We start from the raw sequence: 20687 nt of genomic DNA, 5'->3' as shown, positions 1-20687 counted from the left end.
TATGGGTGATACCGAACTTTCTCAGGACCTTCCTCAGGAAAAAGTAAACCAGCTGCGGGGCAGCTTGTTCTGGGTCATCCCCGATGGATATATTCCACCGGAAAGCCGGGGAGAGCTGCTCAGTCATGAGAGTATATGCGTGCTGAACTGTGGGAACCGTGCAGCAAAGCTGAGCATAGACATCTATTTTGAGGATCGCGAGCCGTTGGAGGGACTGATCGAGGTGGTGGAAGGAAGACGAACCCGCCATATCCGAACAGCTACGCTGGAAAAGTCCGGCGAACGGATTCCGACAGGCATACCTTACGCGATTACGGTCATCAGCGATGTACCCGTAATTGTTCAATATAGCAGGCTGGACACGACACAGCCGGAGCTGGCGTTAATGAGTGTGATGGCATACCCGGTCTAATCCGATACGTACTGTGAACTGTTAAAAAAGACATCTCCAGGCTATAGCAATTCAAGCCTAGAGATGTCTTTTTTTGAAGGACAGAAGCATACTTGGACAAATAGCCCACGCCACCTTCATCGTGACACATATTTGCTCCGCCATACGAAGTAGCTATATCAGCGCATTTTAACGCCGAAAATAGCCAATCCCCATTGCATCACGTACCTCGCTCATCGTTTCCCTCGCCGTAATCTGGGCCTTTCGTGTACCCTCGATCAAAATTTCGTCAACATCTCCGGTCCGTGCTGCAAAAGTATGACGTCGTTCACGCATGGGCTCCAACAACCTATTTACAGCCTGAGCCGCCAGCCTTTTGCAATCCGTACAGCCGATGGCTCCTTTGGAGCACTGTTCATGGATTTCGGCCATGCCGTCCTGACGGAAATAACGATGATACTCGTATACGGGACAGATGTCCGGGTGACCTGGATCATACTTGTGAATACGCGCAGGATCGGTTTTTGCCCGCGCCAGCTTGGTACGGACATCCTCGGCGGAAGAATCGAGATACAGCGCGTTTCCCAGACTTTTGCTCATCTTGCTATTGCCGTCCAGCCCGGTTAGCCGTCCACCCTGTAAGATACGCGGCTCGGGCAGAACGGGGCGGTATAGTTCATTGAAACGGCGAACGATTTTACGCGCCTGCTCTACATGAGGAATCTGATCGTCACCCGCCGGAACCAAGGTCGCCTTGCAGATCGCGATATCTGCGGCCTGACTGACCGGATAGCCAAGAAAGCCGTAATACATATCTTGGACGCCGCGTTGCCGTGCTTCATTTTTTACCGTCGGGTTATGCCGCAGTGAATTGACCGTCACGAACATACTAAAATACTGCGCCAGCTCTGCAATTTCCGGAATCATGGATTGGATAAAAAGGGTAGCCTGATTCGGATCGATGCCTGCTGCCAGATAGTCGAGCGCGACTTGGCGGATACTCGTGGCCAGCACGTCCGGATGGTCAAAATGCGTGGTCAGCGCTTGCACATCTGCCAAAATAATAAAGGTACGGTATTCATGCTGGAGCTCTGTTCTGCTACGAAGGCTGCCGATGTAATGGCCGAGATGGAGCTTGCCAGTCGTACGGTCGCCAGTCAGGATAATATCGGTTGCTGATTGCATACATATTCCTCCTTAAATTCAATGCGCTATAAAATGCTGCAAGCATTACACGGTGTACACGCCACCACCAGCCGTCCTCCACGGCCATCACCTCCCTTCAAACTCAAATTCAAATTCAAGCCATCCCGGACCATTCACTTCAAAACCAATACAAAAAAGCTCCGTCTCTGGAACATCACAGCCTGCGGACGATACCGTTTTGCTGTAATCTCGCAATACACTATACGTAGCGATTGCGTTCCAAGGACGAAGCTTGTGCCTCGCGGTGCCACCTGGATTGACCGTTTGCTTCTGACAAACGATCCCCTCACCAGATACGGACGCGTTTCTTGTCAGTTCCCTACATGGCCAACAAGTACCGTCGATATCCTGTCCCTTGATAACGGATGGACGATTCCGCCTTGCCTACTGACTGCTTTACCATGAAGCAGTGTTCAACGTGGTGCTCCGAAATCCATTTCAACAAAAGTGAAACATCGGCTCCCACCCAACGCCGACTCTCTGAAGCTTCACATCCTGCCTACTTCTTTTCATCATTGCATACAATTTTATACAGTTTACCATTCCAGAAGTGAATTGTATATCTGTTTTCGGTCCACTTTTAACGGTTGGGAGAAGTGGTTTGGATGGGTGTAAAGCTTTTTCGTCCTCCGAAATTGGTGCCGAGCACGCCGGCAATGATTATGATAGCGCCTATAATGTGATAGTAGGCAAGCTGCTCCTTCAAAATATAAGCACCTGCCATCATGGAAATGAGCGTGGATAAATTACCGATCACACTCATTTTCGAGGCTTCGATCCACTTCAGGGCAAAGCTGGATAACAGCGAGGTGACGAGGGTAGACAGTATGCCCAGATAAGCCAGTGCCAGCCAGTAATCAGGCTTTACCAGCGGAGCGGTATAAGCGCTCATGGAACCGTCTATGGCATGATATCCCAGAGCTGCCAGATTAAAAACGACACATCCCAAAATGGAGGTTACGTAGGTCAATTCCATCGGGCTGTACTTTTGTGTTAATGGACGAGCCAGCACGTTATAGCCAGATAGGCAAACAGCAGACAGCACAAGCAAAAGAATACCGCCAAAGCTGTTGGACGCCAGGGGCGCTCCGCTTTTCATCACAAATATAAAAATTACGCCAAAGACTGAGAGTAGTAAAGATATCTTTTGAACCCCTGTTGTGCGTTCTTTAATGAAATAGGAGGCCAACAGCAGGGTGAAAATGGGAACGGTCGCTTGAATAATTCCGCCTTCCGATGAAGAGGTGCTCATCAGCCCAAAGGCCTGCAAGGGAAAGAACACTAAAGGTGAAAGCAGCGCCAATGGTAAAATGCGTACAATATCACGCCGTGTGATGCTGATTTTGATCCAGCCAAGCAGCACTGGAATGGTCAAAGCGACAAAAGATAACGCAAAGCGGTGGGCGATCACATCCAGCGGACTAGCCTCCGTGACGGTCAGCTTCACGAATAAAAATGAAAAACCAAGTATAGCTGCATAGCAGAGAGCCGCCAGATAGGCTGCCCCATTTCTCGAACGACTGTGCATAATGAACCTCCGTAATGATGATTTGAATCTATGGCTTTCTCACTATACCCGGACAGCATAACCGGATACAATCCATAAAATTCACAATTGTACGGGTGCAGTTTGCATCATAAAAAAGCCGGAACGTTGTCTCAAAGGTGGGCTACCCCGTCCTTAAGACAACTTCCGGCTCTTATCGAATCCATATTTTATCGCTTACTGCTCTGCTTATTTACCCTGTGACATCGCACGGAAGGAATCGTCCGCCGCTTCCAGCGTAGCATCCACATCTTCGTCCGTATGCGCTGTTGTGAGGAACCAGGCTTCGTATTTGGATGGTGCCAAATGAACACCGCGATCCAGCATGTGACGGAAGAAGGACGCGAACGCTTCGCTGTCTGTATCCTGCGCCTGAGCGTAATTCGTGATCGGATGATCGCAGAAATGCGTTGAGAACGCTCCCCGAATGCGGTTGATCGTCAATGGCACGCCGTAGCGGTCGGCGGAGGACTGAATACCGTCTGTCAGTCTCACGGCCAGACGTTCCATCTCTTCATACACGCCTTCCCCTTGAAGGACTTCAAGGCAGGCGATGCCAGACGAGATGGAAGCCGGGTTGCCGGCCATGGTGCCCGCCTGATAAGCCGGGCCGAGTGGGGCAACCTGCTCCATGATTTGTTTGCTGCCGCCGTAGGCACCAATCGGCAGACCGCCGCCCATGATTTTGCCCAGCGCGGTCAAATCCGGCTGAATCGCATCATGATTGTCCAGACCTGCATACGTTTGGGTGGAGCCGTAGTGGAAGCGGAACGCGGTAATGACCTCGTCATAAATGACGAGGGAGCCGTTCGCCCGCGCCATCGAGCACAGCCCTTCCAGATAGCCCGGCTGCGGCATCACCATGCCGAAATTACCGACGATCGGCTCGACCATGACTGCCGCCACATCGTCGCTCCAGCGCTCCAGGGCTTGGCGCAGCGCGTCGAGATCATTGAAAGGCACGGTAATGACCTCGCTCGCAATGTTGGTCGTAATACCTGCGCTGTCCGGTATGCCCAGCGTGGATGGGCCGGAGCCTGCGGCTACGAGTACGAGATCCGAGTGACCGTGGTAGCAACCCGCGAATTTGATGATCTTGTTCCGCCCGGTATAGGCCCGCGCCACACGAATCGTCGTCATGACCGCCTCTGTACCGGAATTCACAAACCGGACCTTGTCCAGCGAAGGAATCGCTTCCTTCAGCATCTTGGCCAGTTTGATTTCCAATGTCGTTGAGGTTCCGTACAAGACCCCGTTCGCCGCTGCTTCACTAATGGCCTTGGTAATATGGGGATGGGCATGTCCGGTAATAATAGGACCGTATGCCGCCAAATAGTCGATATATCGATTATCATCCTCATCCCAGAAATGAGCGCCTTGGGCGCGTTTCATGAATACTGGAGCGCCGCCGCCCACAGCCTTAAAGGAGCGCGAAGGGCTGTTGACGCCCCCGACAATATGCTCCAATGCTTCTTTATATAATGCTTCGGAGTTTTCCCGTTTCATCATCACAAACTTCCTTTCCGTTCATCAAAATAGGGTATACACACGCCAAAGGGCAGCGTTCACGGCTGCCCCTGTATCTTCATTATAGCTCTTTTTGGCCTGTCTTTGGTGTCGATTGTGTGGAAGCATCTTCATTACTGGTTTTACTGCCCCCTGTAAAAGAAGGCTTATCGGTCTTGGACGATGATGCACTGTCCGGCTGCTTCGTTCCATTCTGATCCTTGCCCTGCTCCTGTGTCTGTACAGGAGGATTGTTGAATATGTCCTGCACGTACTTTTTCAGCTCTTCCGGATCACGGACAGTAAGCACCTGTGCACCGCCTACATTTTCTTCTCCAAGGAGCTTCATCGGTGGAACCTGCTCGCTGCCTGCAAAGGTGCTTTGGTAGCCGACGTTCGCCAGCTTCCACATATCATTGACACTCAGATTGGTGTCAATGTAAGGGTTCACCTGCTCCAAAATATTTGGCAGATTGGCAATGGAGGTCGTGGTCTGCATTTTCTGGGCTACCGCCTCCAAAAATGCGCGCTGACGTCCCGACCTGGAGAAGTCTGACATGGCATCGTGGCGGAACCGTACGTATTGAAGCGCCGTATTGCCATCCAGATGCTGCATGCCCTTTTTCAAGTCAATGTCGTATTGATGCTTATCCGCATTGCTCGTATAGTGCATATCCTTCTCCACTTCAAAATCAATGCCGCCCACAGCGTCTACCAGCTTAATAAATCCTTGGAAATCGGTATACACATAATATTGCACCTGAATGCCCAGCAGATCACCAGCCGCCTTCATGGCTGTATTAGGCCCGTGGGTAATGGCGGTATTAATACGATTTTTGCCGTAGCCGGGAATATCCACATACGTATCACGCAAAATAGAGAAAAGGTGGATCTTTTTCTTGACAGGGTCGAGGGATACGACCATCATACTGTCTGACCGGGGGACTTCCCCTTTTTGGATACCACGGCCATCGACACCCATCAGCAAAATGTTGACCATATCCGTTCCTTCCCATTTGGGTGGGTCTGGCGTACGAACCTGATCGACCTGCTTTACATTTTTGAAGGGGGAGTTCGCACCCTCTTTATGCAGATTGTTCAATTGATTATAAATGGATGAAAAATAGTACACGGCAAAGCCGACAATCGCGACGATAACCACGGCCAGAACCGACCATATCGTCCTCTTGGTTCTGCTTGTCATGGATGCTCTCCCTTTCGCTTTTCAATTCATTACATTATAATTTCTTTTTGGAGCACAATCAATTTAACAATGGATTTTGTAAAATCCTGACTGAGAGGTATAACATGCTGGCAATTGATGTGCAGGATCTGCGCAAAACATTTAAGGTACAAAAAAACCGCGAGGGCCTGAAAGGCGCCTTCCTTGATTTATTCTCCCGAGAATACAACGAGGTGGCTGCGGTCAAAGATATCTCCTTCCGTATCCCGCAAGGAGAAATATGCGGCTATATCGGTGAGAACGGAGCCGGAAAGTCAACCACGATCAAGATGCTGACAGGCATTCTCGTGCCCACATCGGGGCATCTCAAGGTGGGCGGTTATGTCCCCTACGAAGATCGTGAGAAATTTGTAAGCAACATTGGCGTTGTTTTCGGTCAGCGCAGCCAGCTTTGGTGGGACATCGGCGTGATCGAGTCTTTTCAGCTGCTGCGCAAAGTATATCAGGTTCCGGCTACCGACTTCAAACGCAGGCTGGATGAGCTGGTGGAGAGACTTCAATTGCAGGATCTGCTAAGCCGTCCGGTACGCAAGCTCAGTCTTGGGCAACGGATGCGCTGTGAGCTGGTAGCTGCACTGCTGCACAATCCGTCCATTGTGTTTCTGGACGAGCCGACCATTGGTCTCGATATTATGGTCAAGTCCGAAATTCGCGAGTTTCTGAAGGACATGAATCGGGATTACGGCACCACCATTTTGCTGACAACTCATGATTTGCAGGATATTGAAGCGTTGTGCTCGCGCGTCATTATGCTGGATGATGGGAATATCATTTATGATGGTGGTCTGGAGGATCTAAAGACGCGGTGGGGGACAGGACGTGAAGTACGGTTTCAGTTTGGGACGACAACCCGGCTGGAGCAATTGCAGGCTTGGACCGCCGATATGCCGCTGACCTGGACGATGGATAACGATCTGGCTGGCAAGGTATGGATTCCACTGCATATTAACGTATCGGATGTGCTCGCCAGTGTAGTCGGCCGCACCGACATTACGGACATCAAAATCATTGAAACCAACACAGATGATATCGTCCGCAGCATCTATCAGTCTGGCTCGGCAGAGCGCCAGGGCAATCCGGTACCTCCGGCAGTGGAGGCCAAAGTTCATGCTTAGCGTATATACCGATTTTATTCGTATCCGATTTCTGACGATGCTAGCTTATCGTGTGAACTACTATTCAGGTATACTCATTTATTCCATGAATATTGGCGTTTATTATTTCACATACCAAGCGATATATGGAGATGCTGGCAGCATTGGAGGCTTTACCGCTGCTCAGATGACGACATACGTAGCAGTCTCATGGATGGCTAGGGCTTTTTATTTTAACAATCTGGATCGTGAAATTTCGACGGATATTCGTGATGGAAGCATTGCTATTCAGATGATCCGGCCGTATAACTATGTGCTCGTTAAATGTATGCAGGGACTCGGCGAGGGGATGTTCCGCTTCCTGTTGTTCATGATTCCAGGCATGGCGATTGCGATGCTGCTGTTTCCGGTGAAGCTTCCCACAGACCCGGTAGCCTGGATTGGTTTTCTGGTCATGCTGTTTTTCAGCTTTTTGATCAACACTCAGATTAATATTATTACCGGTTTAACGGCCTTTTTTATCGAAAATAACGAGGGCATGATGCGTATGAAGCGCGTGGTGGTAGACCTGTTTTCCGGGTTGATTTTACCCATCAGTTTATTTCCGGGCTGGCTGGCGACGATCGCCCAATGGATGCCGTTTCAGGCGATTACCTATTTACCGGGCTCTGTTTTTACCGGACGCGTAAAAGGCGTTGGCATCTGGAATGTGCTGGGTATCCAAATCATTTGGCTGGTCGTTCTGCTCGTGCCGATGATCATCATTTGGCGACTGGCGCGCAGACGTCTGTTCGTGCAGGGAGGGTAAGCCGATGATGTACTATTTGGGTCTCATTAGCGAATATTTGAAAAATTACATGAAGTCACGGCTCACCTATCGGGCCGATTTTTGGGTGGAAGTTATTTCGGACCTGCTGTTTCAGGCCACAAATCTTATTTTTATTTTGGTCATTTTTATGCATACGGACAGTCTGGGAGGCTGGAGTGAAAATGAAGTGGTGTTCGTTTACGGCTTTTTCATGGTTCCGTATGGACTATTCACCTGTTTTGTCAACCTTTGGAATTTTAGCGAGCGCTATATTGTCAAAGGGGAACTCGACCGGGTTATGACCCGTCCTGCGTATAATCTATTCCAGATTTTCCTTGAAAATGTGGACCCGCCAGCGCTGGTGGGATCGGTGATTGGTCTGATTATTATGGGAATCAGCGGGGCGCAGATGGACCTGCATATGGCGTGGTGGTTTATTCCGGTACTCATCGTGATGAGTCTGAGCGCTGTAGCGATTTATACGGGGATCTACACTATCTTGACTTCCATTTCGTTCTTTTCAGACGCACCGACTGGAATTATTCCGCTCATGTATAATATTCAGGGCTACGGCCGTTATCCGATAACGATTTATAACCGGGCCATTCAGGTGGTGCTGACCTGGATTCTGCCCTTTGCTTTTGTTGGCGTATACCCGGCATCCCTGTTTCTTCAGAGGGAGGATATGCGGCAGATGGCGCTCTTAACTCCTGTGATGGGCGCTGTGTTTCTGACTTTGGGCTTATTGGCATGGAATTGGGGTATTCGGCGTTATCGGGGCGCTGGCTCATAGGCCCGGAGGGTATACGAACTCCAAAAAGATAGGAGATGATGAGATGTCTACGGCTTCTACCGTGATCGGACAACTGGCACCGGACTTTGAATTGCCGGGGAGTGGGGGAAAAAGCGTTAAGCTGTCCGATTATAAAGGCAGCAGGGTGCTGCTGTATTTCTATCCGAAGGATTTGACCTCCAGCTGCTCGACACAGGCGTGTGATTTTCGGGATAAGCATACAGAGTTTGAAGGCTTGAATACAGTCATTCTCGGGGTAAGCCCTGATCCACTCAAGCAGCATGACAAGTTTATTGCCAAGTACGGACTACCTTTTCAACTGCTGTCCGATGTAGAGCATCAGGTGGCTGAGACATACGGAGTGTGGCAGCAGAAACAAATGTATGGCAAGCAGTACATGGGTATCGTTCGCTCTACATTTCTGATTGATGAGAATGGTATTCTGGTTCATGAATGGCGCGGTTTGAGAGTCAAAGGACATATCGATGCTGCGCTGAATTACATTCGGGAGCAGGCTGAGCAATCGTAAATCATAAGCATTCTTACACCCTTTGGGACGATGGTTATATTTCGGTCCTGGAGGGTGTTTTTGATATGTAAAAGCCTCATGATGATTGTTTACTTTTTTGCTTGATCGCGTAAATGCCCCACAAGCACAAGGGAATAATGACTGAGTTGGTCAAATCCCAATCCACCCAATAGGGAACAAGGGTATCAAAATAGTAGATGATATTGGGTGCAACCATGATGCTCAAGCCGTAGACGAGCATGATCGCAGGCATGACGAGAGGGCGGTGATCTTTTAGACGAAATGTCTGTGCTGTCCCCAGTGTAAACGCGTAAAAATAAAGGAAACTCTTAAAAAAGAGCGACAATCCCCATATGGCTCCTATAATAGCCTCCATGCGTTGGAAGAAATTGAACACATTTATTTTGGAGGTGAGCACATACGAAGGGTACACACTGGATTCAGTCAGAAAAGGGCCGAGAACAAGCAGAGACATGATCACGAACAGACTGAGCAGTACACCGCCAATAAGGGTTCCTGTAAGGACACTCTTTTTAAAATGTGCTGAATGCTTCACATAGGGAAAAAGCATGAGGAATACGACCAATTCCCCAAATGGATAGCTAACCCCAAGCAGTGTACCGTGAAGAACAGGGAGAACTCCGTCTTCCATCATGGGCTTTAATTTGGAAAAATCAATCTCGGGAATGAGGAAAGCCACTACAGTAATCGTCACGATGACAAAGAAAGGCAAGCATATCTCGCTGGCTCGGGCAAGGGCTTCAATTCCGGTAAAAAAAGCGTAGATCAGCATGATTACTGCTAGCAGCATTATTATCCTTAACGGTGTCAGCACATAGGTTTGTGTAGAATAAAAGTCACCAAATTCCCTGATATATATGGCGTCGGAAATCAGGAAATAAAAAAGGTACCATATGGAGACGACAGGAGCCAGCCATTTCCCTAGTATTTTCCTCATCGTTTCAATAAGAGTGAGGCTGGGATATAGCTCATTCACACGCAATAAAAGCCAAACAAGCGCGCAGCCTGCCGGTATACTCAACAGCGTACTGATCCATGCATCCTGTTTGGCGATATGGGTAAAAATGCTGGGAATGATCAGTATCATATCGCCCATTGTGCAAAAAATAACCAGAACGGTTACTTGTCCAACACTAATCCGGCCCTTTTCCAATGCTGGCGCCCCCCCTTTATTTATAAATGAAATAGATGTGTGAACAGGTTGTTTACCGGCTTATAGATAATCTCAATCAAGATTAGTGGACTCGGCGTTTCCTTTGCCTGGGCCGTGAACGTGCTAAACCACGTCCCCAATGAGAGCATCACGATGTACACAATCATATCCTTAAAGTGATGCTTGCGGTATAAGCCGGGCAAGTCCTTGATTGCAATGAGTAGACCAATGCACACAACCGCAATGACGGCCTTCATAGGGATGCTCCTTCCGTAAGCGTACTCGTTTATTGGCTACTCCGTCATTTTCTTTTGAAAGGAGTTCATAATAGCTCCGAGTTTCTTGATTTCCGTATTCGCTTTATATTCAATCTGTACATTCATAAATGTGTGATCCCAATCTTTTTTTAGCACCTTCCAGGCCTTGGGATCGGCTTGGTGAACTAATTGCCCAAATCCAAAAATGTCTACTTTGAACTTGCGACGTACAGTCTCTACGGAATGCTTCATAATCTCGATTAATTTGGCATTGCTCTCCCTTTCGATTTCGTGAACATCTGCCACACTTTTCAGCTCCATTTTCCTGCAATTATTTTCTCTAATCGTACTTTTGTTTTCTACAGATATCTGGATGAGAGGCTCACCGTTGTGCATGAACACTTTAGTCTTCGTGTGGCTCCTCAAAGCCATCAGAGCAATTTTACCGCCTTCCGGGCAGTCTATATGTCCTGTCGTTGTATCCACATGATTCCGGATATAGTTGTATCCTTTGCTATCGCTTTCATCAAGCCAGCCGATCAATCGGTCTTTTTTAAACACGGCTAAGCTGGAAATTGCCAGAACCGTTGTTGGTTTAATTGTTTTGACATTGTCCATCCCCTCCGTTATCCCCTCGGGTAAATCTCCTTTGGCTTCGAGGGCGGGTAGAGTGGTATGTATTTCGGAACTGGCGAGCTCCTCCATTAGCTGGTCTATAGTCACTTTGCTGACAGGGGCCCAGGTCTTGGATAATACCTCCATAGAAGAAAACATTTTGTTCGCCGGGATTTTCTCCAATGTCGTAACCACCTGAAGCATGTTGGAGGCAGATGTGCCTTTTGCGACACAGATGTAAAAATCAGTTCTGGCAAAAGGTTCTCTCATCAGGGATTCCACGACATCGGCGATGCCCTGTCTGGCAAATTCCTCGCCAAATACCAGCATGCGGATATGGGATAGATAGATGATTCGTGGGCTGATTTCCGTTATTTTCTGGATAGCTTCATACAGCGTAGGAGCTGTTACATCAAAGAGGATTACCGCGGGAGCTCCTTTACTTGATCTTGATTTGGAGGCCACCTCCGAAGGTACAACCACTTGTGCCGACACACGGACTTGATCGCCTTCCTTATCCACGCCCAGTCCTACGGTAATTCCGATCTCGTTAAGCTCCCTGCGGTCCCAGCAGCCAGTCAGAAGGGAAGCGAGTAAACTGAGTATGAGAATCGTGCTGATTACTGCTTTCATATACGTTCACTTCCCAAATTATTTATTCTTAACCCTCCGCTTTTTCTGGTATTTTTGCCGGATCGAATTCTGAACTTGATTCGTTTGCGGACGGGTAGTCATCCACGGCCAAGGCAGTCGAAAGAGGGTATCCTTCATATCACTTTGCACATAAGGGCCGAACGGGCTCATGTAAGACACTCCGAAAGATCGTAGACTGGTCAGATGAAGCAAGAGGGCCATCAAGCCCATTAATATACCCAGAAATCCGAAGAGCGCAGCCATCACCATTAAGGCAAAACGGATCATCCGCACTGCAATGGACAGGCCGTTCTCCGGGATGACATAACTGGCGATGGCCGTAATGGACACGACGATAACCATGGCAGCTGACACTACCCCCGCCTCTACTGCCGCCTGACCGATAACAAGTGTGCCTACAATGGATACGGCCTGTCCGACCGTTTTGGGAATACGCACCCCGGCTTCGCGCAATATTTCATAGGTCACTTCCATAAGCATTGCCTCAATAAATGCGGGAAAAGGCACACCCTCCCTTTGGGCCGCCAAGCTAATCAGCAGATTGGTCGGAATCATCTCCTGATGAAAGGTGGACATGGCGATATAGAAGGCTGGAGCGAGCAGAGCGATAAAACAGGCTAAATATCGGAGCATTCGCAACAAAGTACTGATATCGGCACGCTGGTAATAATCCTCCGGTGACTGGAAGAATTGCACGAACAGTGCAGGAATCAGAAGTACAAAAGGAGTCCCGTCCACCAATATGGCAATTCTCCCTTCCAATAGGCTGGCAGCAACCGAATCCGGGCGTTCACTGTTGTATATGGTGGGAAAAGGTGTAAAGGTAGCGTCCTGAATCTCCTCCTCGATATAGCCCCCTTCCAAAATGCCATCTATATCAATCCGGTTCAGACGTTCTCTCAGCTCATGGATCACTGCCTCATCAGCGATGCCTTTGACATACATCACGGCCACATTGGTGTGTGTGACTTCACCAATCTGACGTGTTTCCATCCAAAGGCGCGGGTCACGAATTCGCTTACGTATCAAGGCTGTATTCGTACGCAGATTTTCGGTGAATCCCTCCATCGGCCCACGGACAACCGACTGCGATTGAGGTTCGCTAACATTGCGGTCCTCCCAGCCAGCCGCATCAATCCATATGCCTTTGGTGTACCCCTCCAGCAAAATGATAATACCACCGGATAGCATACGATTAAGAAGAGAAGCCATTTCGTCCACGTTGCCTGAATGGCCGGCAATCAGTACCTGGTCCTTCAAATAATCGAATGGCTCGGCACCTTCTGGAACATAGCGATGATCCATCCGCATGAATGAGCGCAGGACAGAGTCATGCAGCAATTGAGTATTGACCAGTCCGTCGATATAAAACAAAGCCGCCGGCCATTTTTGCATCCACAGCAGTTCCTTTATAATCAGGTCCCCGCTATTTCCAATCGAGCTTTGGATATGGGCTATGTTATCTTTCAAACAGGAGGATACATGGATAAGTGGACAGCTTTCATTTTTGTTTTGCATAACGTAAAATCCTCCAATATTGGAGTTTTTTGATTTAGTATGTTCAGAATATATGGATTTATGCCTTGACGAGAGAACACTGCAACTTTAAATTAGTTATATTTCTAATTAGATTATTGTATAATTAATTGTTTGTGTAAATTTTAAGGGGCTGTCATTAGCTGGCGGTGTGTGGGCCACTTGTTTGGATACACTATTAATGCCGGAGACCCCATTGCATTTACAGGGGCCATTGTGAATGCTGATGGCGTGGAGCCAGGGGATAATCCGGTTATCTATGTTTAGCGCAGGGGTAGCTGTGGAAGTGATAGAGCCTCGTATATTGGGTTTGGCTGGAGGCGCAGGATTGGTTCTGATATCTATCGTAATCTCGATGTATTATATTAGGGCTCGCAGCTCCAAGACAGCCGGAGCCTGATTATTGTGGATCTTTCTTGTTGCTGGTTTTCACTGATTTATCTGATTTGTGGAAAGAGCTAAACAGAAAGGCTCTCCAGCGATAAACAACATACAACAGGAGGAGAATGCCGATGACTGCGGCGATGCGCAGTGCATACAGCTCCACCAAATGGAAAATAGCATCCCATTGCGGACCAAACAGCTTGCCAATGCTTAGAAATAAAATAACCCAGAATAAAGCACCGCTGTATGCATACAAGGCAAATTTACGGAGAGGAATAGCGATAATTCCGGAAAAATAGCCAGTGAAATGCCTAACGCCAGGGATAAAATATCCAAGGAAAATAAGCCAGTACCCGTATCGTTGAAACCACTTTTGTGTTTTTTCAAGCTTGTCCGGTGACAAGAGAACCCATTTACCGTATTTCTGAATAAAGGGGAGTCCAGCCCATTTTCCGATAAAGTAGGTAATGGTCATACCGATGGTTGTGCCCAAAAAGGCCAGCAGTATGAGTTTACCGAAATCCAGGGTGCCCGAATAGGAGAGATATCCCGCATAGGCCATCGTGGTTTCCCCAGGAAAAGGCAAAGCAATAAACTCAAGCAGCAAGCCGAAAAAAAGGACGCCGTATCCGTATTCTTCGAACAATTGCGAGATCCACTTCAGCACATCCATCGTGTACACTCCTACGAACAGATTAAGTAATTTGGAATCAATTTATTTTAACAATCTTTTCATGTCCACTCAACTCCGCGTGATTTCTTGACGTCCTGTTTTATCGTTGCGTATAATGAAACGAACAATTGAGGGAGGCACGGTAATGAATAAGCCAAATGAAATCGTTGTAGTTCTCGACTTTGGAGGACAATACAACCAGTTAATCGCAAGAAGAATTCGGGATCTTGGTGTATATAGCGAGCTCCTTCCATACAATACGCCTGCGGAGAAGCTGAGAGAGCTGGCACCGAAAGGGATTGTTTTCTCAGGCGGACCTTCCAGCGTGTATACAGAAAATGCTCCTCAGGTGGACCGGGCAATTTATGACCTTGGCATTCCTATTTTTGGTATTTGCTATGGTATGCAGCTGATGGCTCACCAACTGGACGGTAAGGTAGAACGTGCGGGCAAGCGTGAATACGGCAAAGCAGACGTGTTATTCAATGAGGGTGCCCGGTTGGCTAAAGGTTTGGATTCCCGCCAAACGGTATGGATGAGCCATGGAGACCATGTTACAGATCTGCCATCCGGCTTTTCACTGGATGCGGGAACAGAGAGTGCACCGATTGCCGCGATGAGCCATCCGGAACGGAATCTGTATGCGGTACAGTTTCATCCAGAGGTACGTCATTCCGTTCAAGGTAATGAAATGATTAGTAACTTCCTGTATGAAGTGTGCGGTTGTGAAGGCAATTGGACGATGGAATCTTTCATTGAAGATCAAATCCGTGAAATCCGTCAGCAAGTAGGCGACAAGAAAGTTTTGTGTGCTTTAAGTGGCGGTGTGGATTCCTCCGTTGTAGCAATGCTTATTCATAAAGCCATCGGCGACCAACTGACATGTATGTTCATTGACCACGGACTGCTGCGCAAGGGCGAAGCTGAAAGTGTAATGGACACGTTCGTTGGCAAATTTGATATGAAAGTTGTCAAAATCGATGCTCGTGAGCGCTTCCTGTCCAAGCTGGCAGGAGTCGATGATCCTGAGCAAAAACGTAAAATCATCGGTAACGAGTTTATCTATGTTTTTGAAGAAGAATCAGCTCAATTTGATGATTTTGAATTCCTGGCACAAGGCACGCTGTACACAGATATTGTAGAGAGCGGAACAGCAACGGCACAAACCATCAAATCGCACCATAACGTGGGCGGTTTGCCGGAAGACATGAAGTTCAAGCTGATCGAGCCACTGAATGCATTGTTCAAGGACGAAGTGCGTAAAGTCGGTGAAGAATGCGGACTGCCAGCTGAAATTGTATGGCGTCAGCCATTCCCGGGTCCGGGCCTTGCCATTCGTGTATTGGGTGAAGTGACAGAGGACAAGCTCCAGATTGTCCGTGAATCGGATTATATTTTGCGCGAGGAGATTGCCAAAGCCGGTCTGGACCGGGAAATCTGGCAATACTTCACCGCTCTGCCGAATATGAAGAGTGTAGGTGTTATGGGCGATGCCCGTACGTATTCCTACACCGTAGGTATTCGTGCTGTAACGTCCATCGACGGCATGACCGCCGACTGGGCACGCATTCCTTGGGATGTGCTGGAGAAAATTTCGGTACGTATCGTTAATGAAGTAGAAAACGTCAACCGTATCGTGTACGATGTAACCTCCAAACCACCAGCAACGATTGAGTGGGAGTAGGCTGTAGACTGGGAACAAGACAAAAAACCTTCAACTCCACATCTATCGTGGTTTTGAAGGTTTTTTGCTTTAAGATTTTGCTGTTGTAAGCGTGTGCTTTTTACAGCGAAGCGGGTATCCGTCAAAATGTCCTTGGCAAACATATTACTTCTCCGCACTTTTTCGCGCACTCTCCATGCGAGAAGTACCAATGCCGTGATAACAAGGTTCTGATGCTTGAGTAAAGCCGGAATATGCGTTTGACTCGCCCATTTGTTATTCATCGAACCTCCTACGACACCTGCACGAATCTTCTTTTTGACCATGCTGTATACCTCCTGAATTTTAGAATGAGGGTGGAAAATAGCATCCAAGGCCAATATAATACACTTAACTCATATGGCACGATGCAGTCCATTGTGGCAGGCGAAACAACGAGGGCGCTCACAAAGCTATACGAGCTGTACCCGCAGGTTTCAGTAACATTAAAAACGGGCACTACCACGGAAATGAAGCGATTAATCCTTGACGGGGAACTCGATATCGCTTTTGTTACGGCTCAGACCTCAAACAGGTACTGCAAGGAGGCCTCTATTATTATATTGTCGGATAGTTGCCTGTATCTTACGCAATTGGAGAAGTTTGGCTATATGGATACATATTTAATATCTCGTCCAAATCACGAAATGACAGCGATTGAACATAAATTTATCGAAATCAATAATACGATCTAATGGAGAAGGAGAGGAATCAAATGACGACTAATCAGGGCAAGTACCAAGGCAGCCATGCCGTATTTTTGGGTGATAGCATTACTTTTGGTTATGAATTAAAGGATGGGGAAAAGCCTTACCCGCATATCGTCAGCGCCGCCCTGGGTTTTCAAAGCTTTGAGAATCACGGCATATCCGGCAGCAGTGTAGCCAGCGGGGGCTTTGAGCCGATGTGTGAGCGATATGCAAAAATGAATCCTCATGCGGATGTGATCTTTTTTATGGGCGGAAGAAATGACTTTTCCATGGGTAAAACGCCGTTCGGTCATTTAGGTACACCATCGGCAGAAACGCAAACATTTTATGGTGCGCTCAAGCACATAGCCGAGGGTTTAATTAACCGTTACCCGGATAAGCTGATCATCTTTCTGACACCTCCCCACGGATCAAGCGAGGCGGTTCCCGAACACTTGCCTAATGTAATCACGGGACAAGTGTATAGTGCATACGCGCAGGCCGTGAGGGACGTGGCTTCACTGTATTCTTTTCCGTGCTGCGATTTATGGAATATTGCAGGTATTCAACCGCTGCTGCCTGTACATAGACAGATGTACTTTACCGGAGAATACGGCATCCCTGATGGTTTACACCCGAATCAGGCAGGCCATGAGCGACTGGCAGCTCGTATTATCGGTTTTATGAACACACTATAATCGATAGACTATTGTTTGCTACGAACAGATATACCATAACACTTTTTCGACACTATGACTCCGAACTATAGCAGGACTACTGAAGTGAAAATACTCAGGCGGGTCGCTTAGCTTGGGTATTTTCTATATATTGTCTGAGTTTTCTATAAATGACTGGTCATAGCTTGAATATTTTAAATAGAGGTGTATAATACTTGATATATCAATTGATACGTCAATTAATTTGAAGGAGGAGGAAATATCATCGGACATTGCACGGATAAAAGCAAATTGTTTTATCGTATGCATCTTTTGTGTAAAGAAATGAATACTGCTTTTGAAGCACAGTTAAAAACCAGCTTTACCAAGGTCGAGATTTTATACCATATTCATCAGCGTCAGGAATTAAGTCAGCTGGAGCTTCAGCATTTGCTCGCTCTGGACGGAGCAGCGGTTACCCGGCATCTGAAAAGGCTGGAGCAGGAAGGTCTGATTATCCGCAATAAAAAAGAGCAGGATAAGCGTGTCACTTATATTGGTCTGACCGAGCAAGGAGTCCAAGAACTGGAAGTTTTGACGAAGCAAAGAGAGGTCTTTCAGGACAAGCTGCTGCGTGAGTTTACAGATGAGGAAATTGTAGCTTTGACAGGTGCATTGCAACGTATGTCTACCAATGTAAAGAATATGTAGCCGGGACTATTTCGGAAATCGGTAGTAAGGTGATCGATTGGAAAGTGGGAGACGAAGGCTGTAGGTAAAATAGCAATAGCTTTTTCCTGAGGAAGCTTACAAACATTACAGCACGAAAGGAATTGCACGTAATGAAGGTTTTAGACGAATATTTTCACTATTATGATTTAGCAAGAGATGATGAAACAAGCAAAGCACGATTAATCAGTCTTTTTTCCGAGGAGATTGAGTTTGTATTGAACGGAGATCGGAAGCAAGGGATGGACAGCTGGAATGGCTTCTTGAACATGTTCTATGAGGGAACGCTTGAAATCAAGCATATGTATGAGGGTTGGAAACCTGCTGACAGGGGCTCTGATACCTATGAAACCAAATGGGCTGTGTGCGGTAAGAAGGCAACAGGCGAAGTTTATACACTTACTGGAGTGGATAAGGCCCGGCTGGATACGAAGGGCAAAATCGTTTATTTGGAAAATATACCGGACACAGCGAATGCCTTTGATAAGTACAAAAATATCTGATTCGCTAAAACGGGACCCCGTCAGGTGCATAACAACCTGACGGGGTTTCGATTTTCCGAACAATACATATGTGTTCAAATTTCAACATTCGCTTTTTCTGTTGACAAGCTGTAGGTGAGAGCCTAAAATAACGGATGTAATAGCGCTTATGAATGCGAATATTACAGCAAATGTACGACAACAATACGAGTATGCTTTGCGTAGGAGGAATTACGACTCATGGAGCGTTTCTTTAAATTAAAGGAACATGGAACAAACATCCGCACCGAGATTATTGCGGGGATTACTACTTTTATGACCATGGCTTACATCCTGGTGGTCAACAATACCTTTTTAGGACCAACTGGTGCGGGCATGCCTAGTGAAGCTGTTTTCTTTGCGACAGCGGTGGGCGCAGGCCTGATTACTATTCTGATGGGTTTATTCGTTAATGTGCCGATTGGCATGGCTCCGGGCATGGGTTTGAATGCTTATTTTATGACTGTAGTCTTGAGTTCTAATGGTGTAATCACTTGGCAGGCGGCGCTTGGCGCTGTATTTATATCTGGTATCGTCTTTCTAATTTTAACCGTGACACGGGTAAGACAGATGTTGCTCGTTGCAGTACCGGAAAATTTAAAGACAGCTATTACGGTGGGTATCGGCTTGTTTATTACGATTGTCGGCTTTAAGCTCTGTAATCTGGTTATGGTGAGCATCGTTCCAGGTACAGATGTTGGTCAACCGGTTCCAGGTCATGCTTTTAATTTGGTTCTGGGCAGCTTGGTTCATCAAAAGGATGCTTTGCTGGCGTTAATCGGATTGCTTATTATCGCAGCGCTGATGGTTGTTCGGGTCAAAGGTGCTTTGCTGATTGGAATCGTAGCAACAACATTGATCGGTATTCCGATGGGAGTAACGAATCTGAGTAGCTTGGCAACAGGACACTGGATTCCTGATTTCACTAACCTGGCAGTAGGCCAGTTAGACTTGAAGGCGGCTCTGCACATTGGGCTGTTTGATATTATTTTCATTTTCACTTTTGTGGAGTTGTTTGATACGTTTGGCACACTGGTGGGGACAGCTACCCGTGCAGGAATCATGAAGGATAAGAAAAAAGGCGAGAAAATCATCGGTAAAGCTATGCTGGTGGATGCTGTTGGTGTAAGTACGGGGGCAGTATTGGGGACAAGTACCATTACAGCGTTCGTGGAAAGCTCCGCAGGGGTGGAAGAAGGTGGACGTACCGGTCTGACTGCCGTAACGACAGGTATTCTGTTCCTGTTGTCTCTCTTTATCGCACCGTTGGCACTAGTTGTACCTTCCGCGGCTACGGCCCCAGCTCTGATTATTGTCGGGGTGTTAATGATGAGTCAGGTTCGCAATATTGACTGGGATAACTTCCTGCTCGCATTTCCTGCGTTTTTGACTATCGTATTGATGCCTTTTACAGGCGGGATTGCGAACGGTATTTCTGCTGGTATTTTGTCTTACGTTGTGCTGGCAGTGTTCAGTAACTTGTTTACCAGCAATAAAGTTAAAATTCACTGGCTTATGTGGGTGCTTGCTATTATTGTAGTGATTCGATTTGCCTTTATGGGATCCGAGTAATATAGTAGATAAAAATTTAGAGCCTCTTCCCCGGTGTTTAAGGGAGGGGGTTCTTTTTTATTAGCAAATAAACATTAACGCATTTATAATAAAGAATTTCAAAAGAATCATATAATAAAAGCTTGCAAACCTTTTATGTATATGGTATATTCTAATTCCGGCCAAGAAATACAATATTGCGAGCAAATGCAAAAAAAGATTTAAAATAAAAGCTTGCAAAGTTGGTTCGGACATGATATGATATAAGAGTTGATGAGGCGATGAGCTAAATCAATAGAAAAGAAATGTTTGATCTTTGAAAACTGAACAACGAGTGAGTACGGATTTTGCTTGCAAAATCCACAATGAGATATTTTATCTCGTCAGATTCAACATGAGCTAATCGCTCTTTCTATAACCAACCTCGGTT

At 47.2% G+C, this 20687-nt stretch carries 21 protein-coding genes, 1 pseudogene and 1 other annotated feature; of the genes and pseudogenes, 12 read left to right on the top strand and 10 right to left on the bottom strand.

The window, feature by feature from the left end; translation table 11 throughout:
- Position 1: 1 nt before the first annotated feature.
- Entirely contained in the window at positions 2-412 is a 411-nt protein-coding gene (locus BAZ21_RS21440; RefSeq protein ID WP_068504962.1) for a sensory rhodopsin transducer, read from the top strand.
- A gap of 168 nt (positions 413-580) precedes the next feature.
- Here BAZ21_RS21440 and trpS read toward each other — a convergent pair whose 3' ends face one another.
- From trpS to BAZ21_RS21420, 4 genes are all read right to left on the bottom strand, one after another.
- Positions 581-1576, bottom strand: coding sequence for a tryptophan--tRNA ligase (trpS, locus tag BAZ21_RS21435; RefSeq protein WP_068504961.1), 996 nt, complete (start codon positions 1574-1576; stop codon positions 581-583).
- A 239-nt stretch (positions 1577-1815) separates the two neighbouring features.
- Positions 1816-2122 (bottom strand) — a binding site (T-box leader).
- A gap of 55 nt (positions 2123-2177) precedes the next feature.
- Positions 2178-3125: a DMT family transporter gene (locus BAZ21_RS21430; RefSeq protein ID WP_068504960.1), complete on the bottom strand. Its 948-nt coding sequence runs from the start codon at positions 3123-3125 to the stop codon at positions 2178-2180.
- 207 nt (positions 3126-3332) lie between these two features.
- Positions 3333-4649, bottom strand: coding sequence for a glutamate-1-semialdehyde 2,1-aminomutase (locus tag BAZ21_RS21425; RefSeq protein ID WP_305119375.1), 1317 nt, complete (start codon positions 4647-4649; stop codon positions 3333-3335).
- Positions 4650-4731: 82 nt separating this feature from the next.
- Positions 4732-5853, bottom strand: coding sequence for an LCP family protein (locus BAZ21_RS21420; RefSeq protein WP_068504958.1), 1122 nt, complete (start codon positions 5851-5853; stop codon positions 4732-4734).
- A gap of 104 nt (positions 5854-5957) precedes the next feature.
- Here BAZ21_RS21420 and BAZ21_RS21415 point away from each other — a divergent pair, with 104 nt between their 5' ends.
- Genes BAZ21_RS21415 through bcp form a run of 4 tightly spaced genes read left to right on the top strand, consistent with a single transcriptional unit; the run spans position 5958 to position 9116 of the window.
- Positions 5958-7007 (top strand): ABC transporter ATP-binding protein, encoded by a 1050-nt coding sequence (locus BAZ21_RS21415; RefSeq protein ID WP_068504957.1) that lies wholly within the window; start codon positions 5958-5960, stop codon positions 7005-7007.
- On the top strand, positions 7000-7794 hold the full coding sequence (locus tag BAZ21_RS21410) for an ABC transporter permease (RefSeq protein ID WP_068504956.1): 795 nt from the start codon (positions 7000-7002) through the stop codon (positions 7792-7794). The genes BAZ21_RS21415 and BAZ21_RS21410 overlap by 8 nt, the downstream gene beginning before the upstream one ends.
- 4 nt (positions 7795-7798) lie before the next feature.
- Positions 7799-8587: an ABC transporter permease gene (locus BAZ21_RS21405; protein WP_084011813.1), complete on the top strand. Its 789-nt coding sequence runs from the start codon at positions 7799-7801 to the stop codon at positions 8585-8587.
- Between the two features lie 43 nt (positions 8588-8630).
- Positions 8631-9116 carry a thioredoxin-dependent thiol peroxidase gene (bcp, locus tag BAZ21_RS21400; RefSeq protein WP_068504955.1) on the top strand — a complete coding sequence of 162 codons (486 nt, stop codon included), beginning with the start codon at positions 8631-8633 and terminating at the stop codon, positions 9114-9116.
- Positions 9117-9192: 76 nt separating this feature from the next.
- Here the strand turns inward: bcp and BAZ21_RS21395 are convergent, their stop codons facing one another.
- From BAZ21_RS21395 to BAZ21_RS21380, 4 genes are read right to left on the bottom strand one after another with little or no spacing between them, the layout of a single operon-like run.
- Positions 9193-10290 (bottom strand): GerAB/ArcD/ProY family transporter, encoded by a 1098-nt coding sequence (locus tag BAZ21_RS21395; protein WP_084011811.1) that lies wholly within the window; start codon positions 10288-10290, stop codon positions 9193-9195.
- Between the two features lie 20 nt (positions 10291-10310).
- On the bottom strand, positions 10311-10547 hold the full coding sequence (locus tag BAZ21_RS21390) for a hypothetical protein (protein WP_068504954.1): 237 nt from the start codon (positions 10545-10547) through the stop codon (positions 10311-10313).
- Between the two features lie 36 nt (positions 10548-10583).
- A complete protein-coding gene (locus tag BAZ21_RS21385; RefSeq protein WP_068504953.1) occupies positions 10584-11795 on the bottom strand; it encodes a Ger(x)C family spore germination protein in 1212 nt (403 codons plus the stop codon).
- An 18-nt stretch (positions 11796-11813) separates the two neighbouring features.
- On the bottom strand, positions 11814-13334 hold the full coding sequence (locus BAZ21_RS21380; protein ID WP_068504952.1) for a spore germination protein: 1521 nt from the start codon (positions 13332-13334) through the stop codon (positions 11814-11816).
- Positions 13335-13572: 238 nt separating this feature from the next.
- On the opposite strand from BAZ21_RS21380, the gene BAZ21_RS21375 reads away from it, so the two are divergent.
- Positions 13573-13752 (top strand): hypothetical protein, encoded by a 180-nt coding sequence (locus tag BAZ21_RS21375; protein WP_068504951.1) that lies wholly within the window; start codon positions 13573-13575, stop codon positions 13750-13752.
- Here the strand turns inward: BAZ21_RS21375 and BAZ21_RS21370 are convergent, their stop codons facing one another.
- Complete coding sequence (locus tag BAZ21_RS21370) at positions 13753-14409, bottom strand: DedA family protein (RefSeq protein WP_068504950.1); 657 nt, start codon at positions 14407-14409, stop codon at positions 13753-13755.
- Between the two features lie 145 nt (positions 14410-14554).
- Here BAZ21_RS21370 and guaA point away from each other — a divergent pair, with 145 nt between their 5' ends.
- A complete protein-coding gene (gene guaA, locus BAZ21_RS21365) occupies positions 14555-16093 on the top strand; it encodes a glutamine-hydrolyzing GMP synthase (RefSeq protein WP_068504949.1) in 1539 nt (512 codons plus the stop codon).
- A gap of 150 nt (positions 16094-16243) precedes the next feature.
- Here the strand turns inward: guaA and BAZ21_RS30130 are convergent.
- Positions 16244-16398: pseudogene (locus tag BAZ21_RS30130) on the bottom strand (gfo/Idh/MocA family oxidoreductase); the annotation flags it as partial.
- A gap of 81 nt (positions 16399-16479) precedes the next feature.
- Here BAZ21_RS30130 and BAZ21_RS21360 point away from each other — a divergent pair.
- From BAZ21_RS21360 to BAZ21_RS21340, 5 genes are all read left to right on the top strand, one after another.
- Positions 16480-16806, top strand: coding sequence for a LysR substrate-binding domain-containing protein (locus tag BAZ21_RS21360; protein WP_256022295.1), 327 nt, complete (start codon positions 16480-16482; stop codon positions 16804-16806).
- A gap of 20 nt (positions 16807-16826) precedes the next feature.
- A complete protein-coding gene (locus tag BAZ21_RS21355; RefSeq protein WP_068504947.1) occupies positions 16827-17498 on the top strand; it encodes an SGNH/GDSL hydrolase family protein in 672 nt (223 codons plus the stop codon).
- Between the two features lie 303 nt (positions 17499-17801).
- A complete protein-coding gene (locus tag BAZ21_RS21350) occupies positions 17802-18167 on the top strand; it encodes a MarR family winged helix-turn-helix transcriptional regulator (RefSeq protein ID WP_256022293.1) in 366 nt (121 codons plus the stop codon).
- Positions 18168-18298: 131 nt separating this feature from the next.
- A complete protein-coding gene (locus BAZ21_RS21345) occupies positions 18299-18688 on the top strand; it encodes a hypothetical protein (RefSeq protein ID WP_068504945.1) in 390 nt (129 codons plus the stop codon).
- A 219-nt stretch (positions 18689-18907) separates the two neighbouring features.
- Positions 18908-20278 carry an NCS2 family permease gene (locus BAZ21_RS21340; protein ID WP_068504944.1) on the top strand — a complete coding sequence of 457 codons (1371 nt, stop codon included), beginning with the start codon at positions 18908-18910 and terminating at the stop codon, positions 20276-20278.
- Positions 20279-20687: the final 409 nt, after the last annotated feature.

The sequence above is a fragment of the Paenibacillus kribbensis genome, from assembly GCF_001705305.1.
Taxonomy (GTDB): domain Bacteria; phylum Bacillota; class Bacilli; order Paenibacillales; family Paenibacillaceae; genus Paenibacillus; species Paenibacillus kribbensis_B.
The sequence above is the reverse complement of the archived record's forward strand: the minus strand, read 5'-3'. Positions and strand labels throughout refer to the sequence as shown.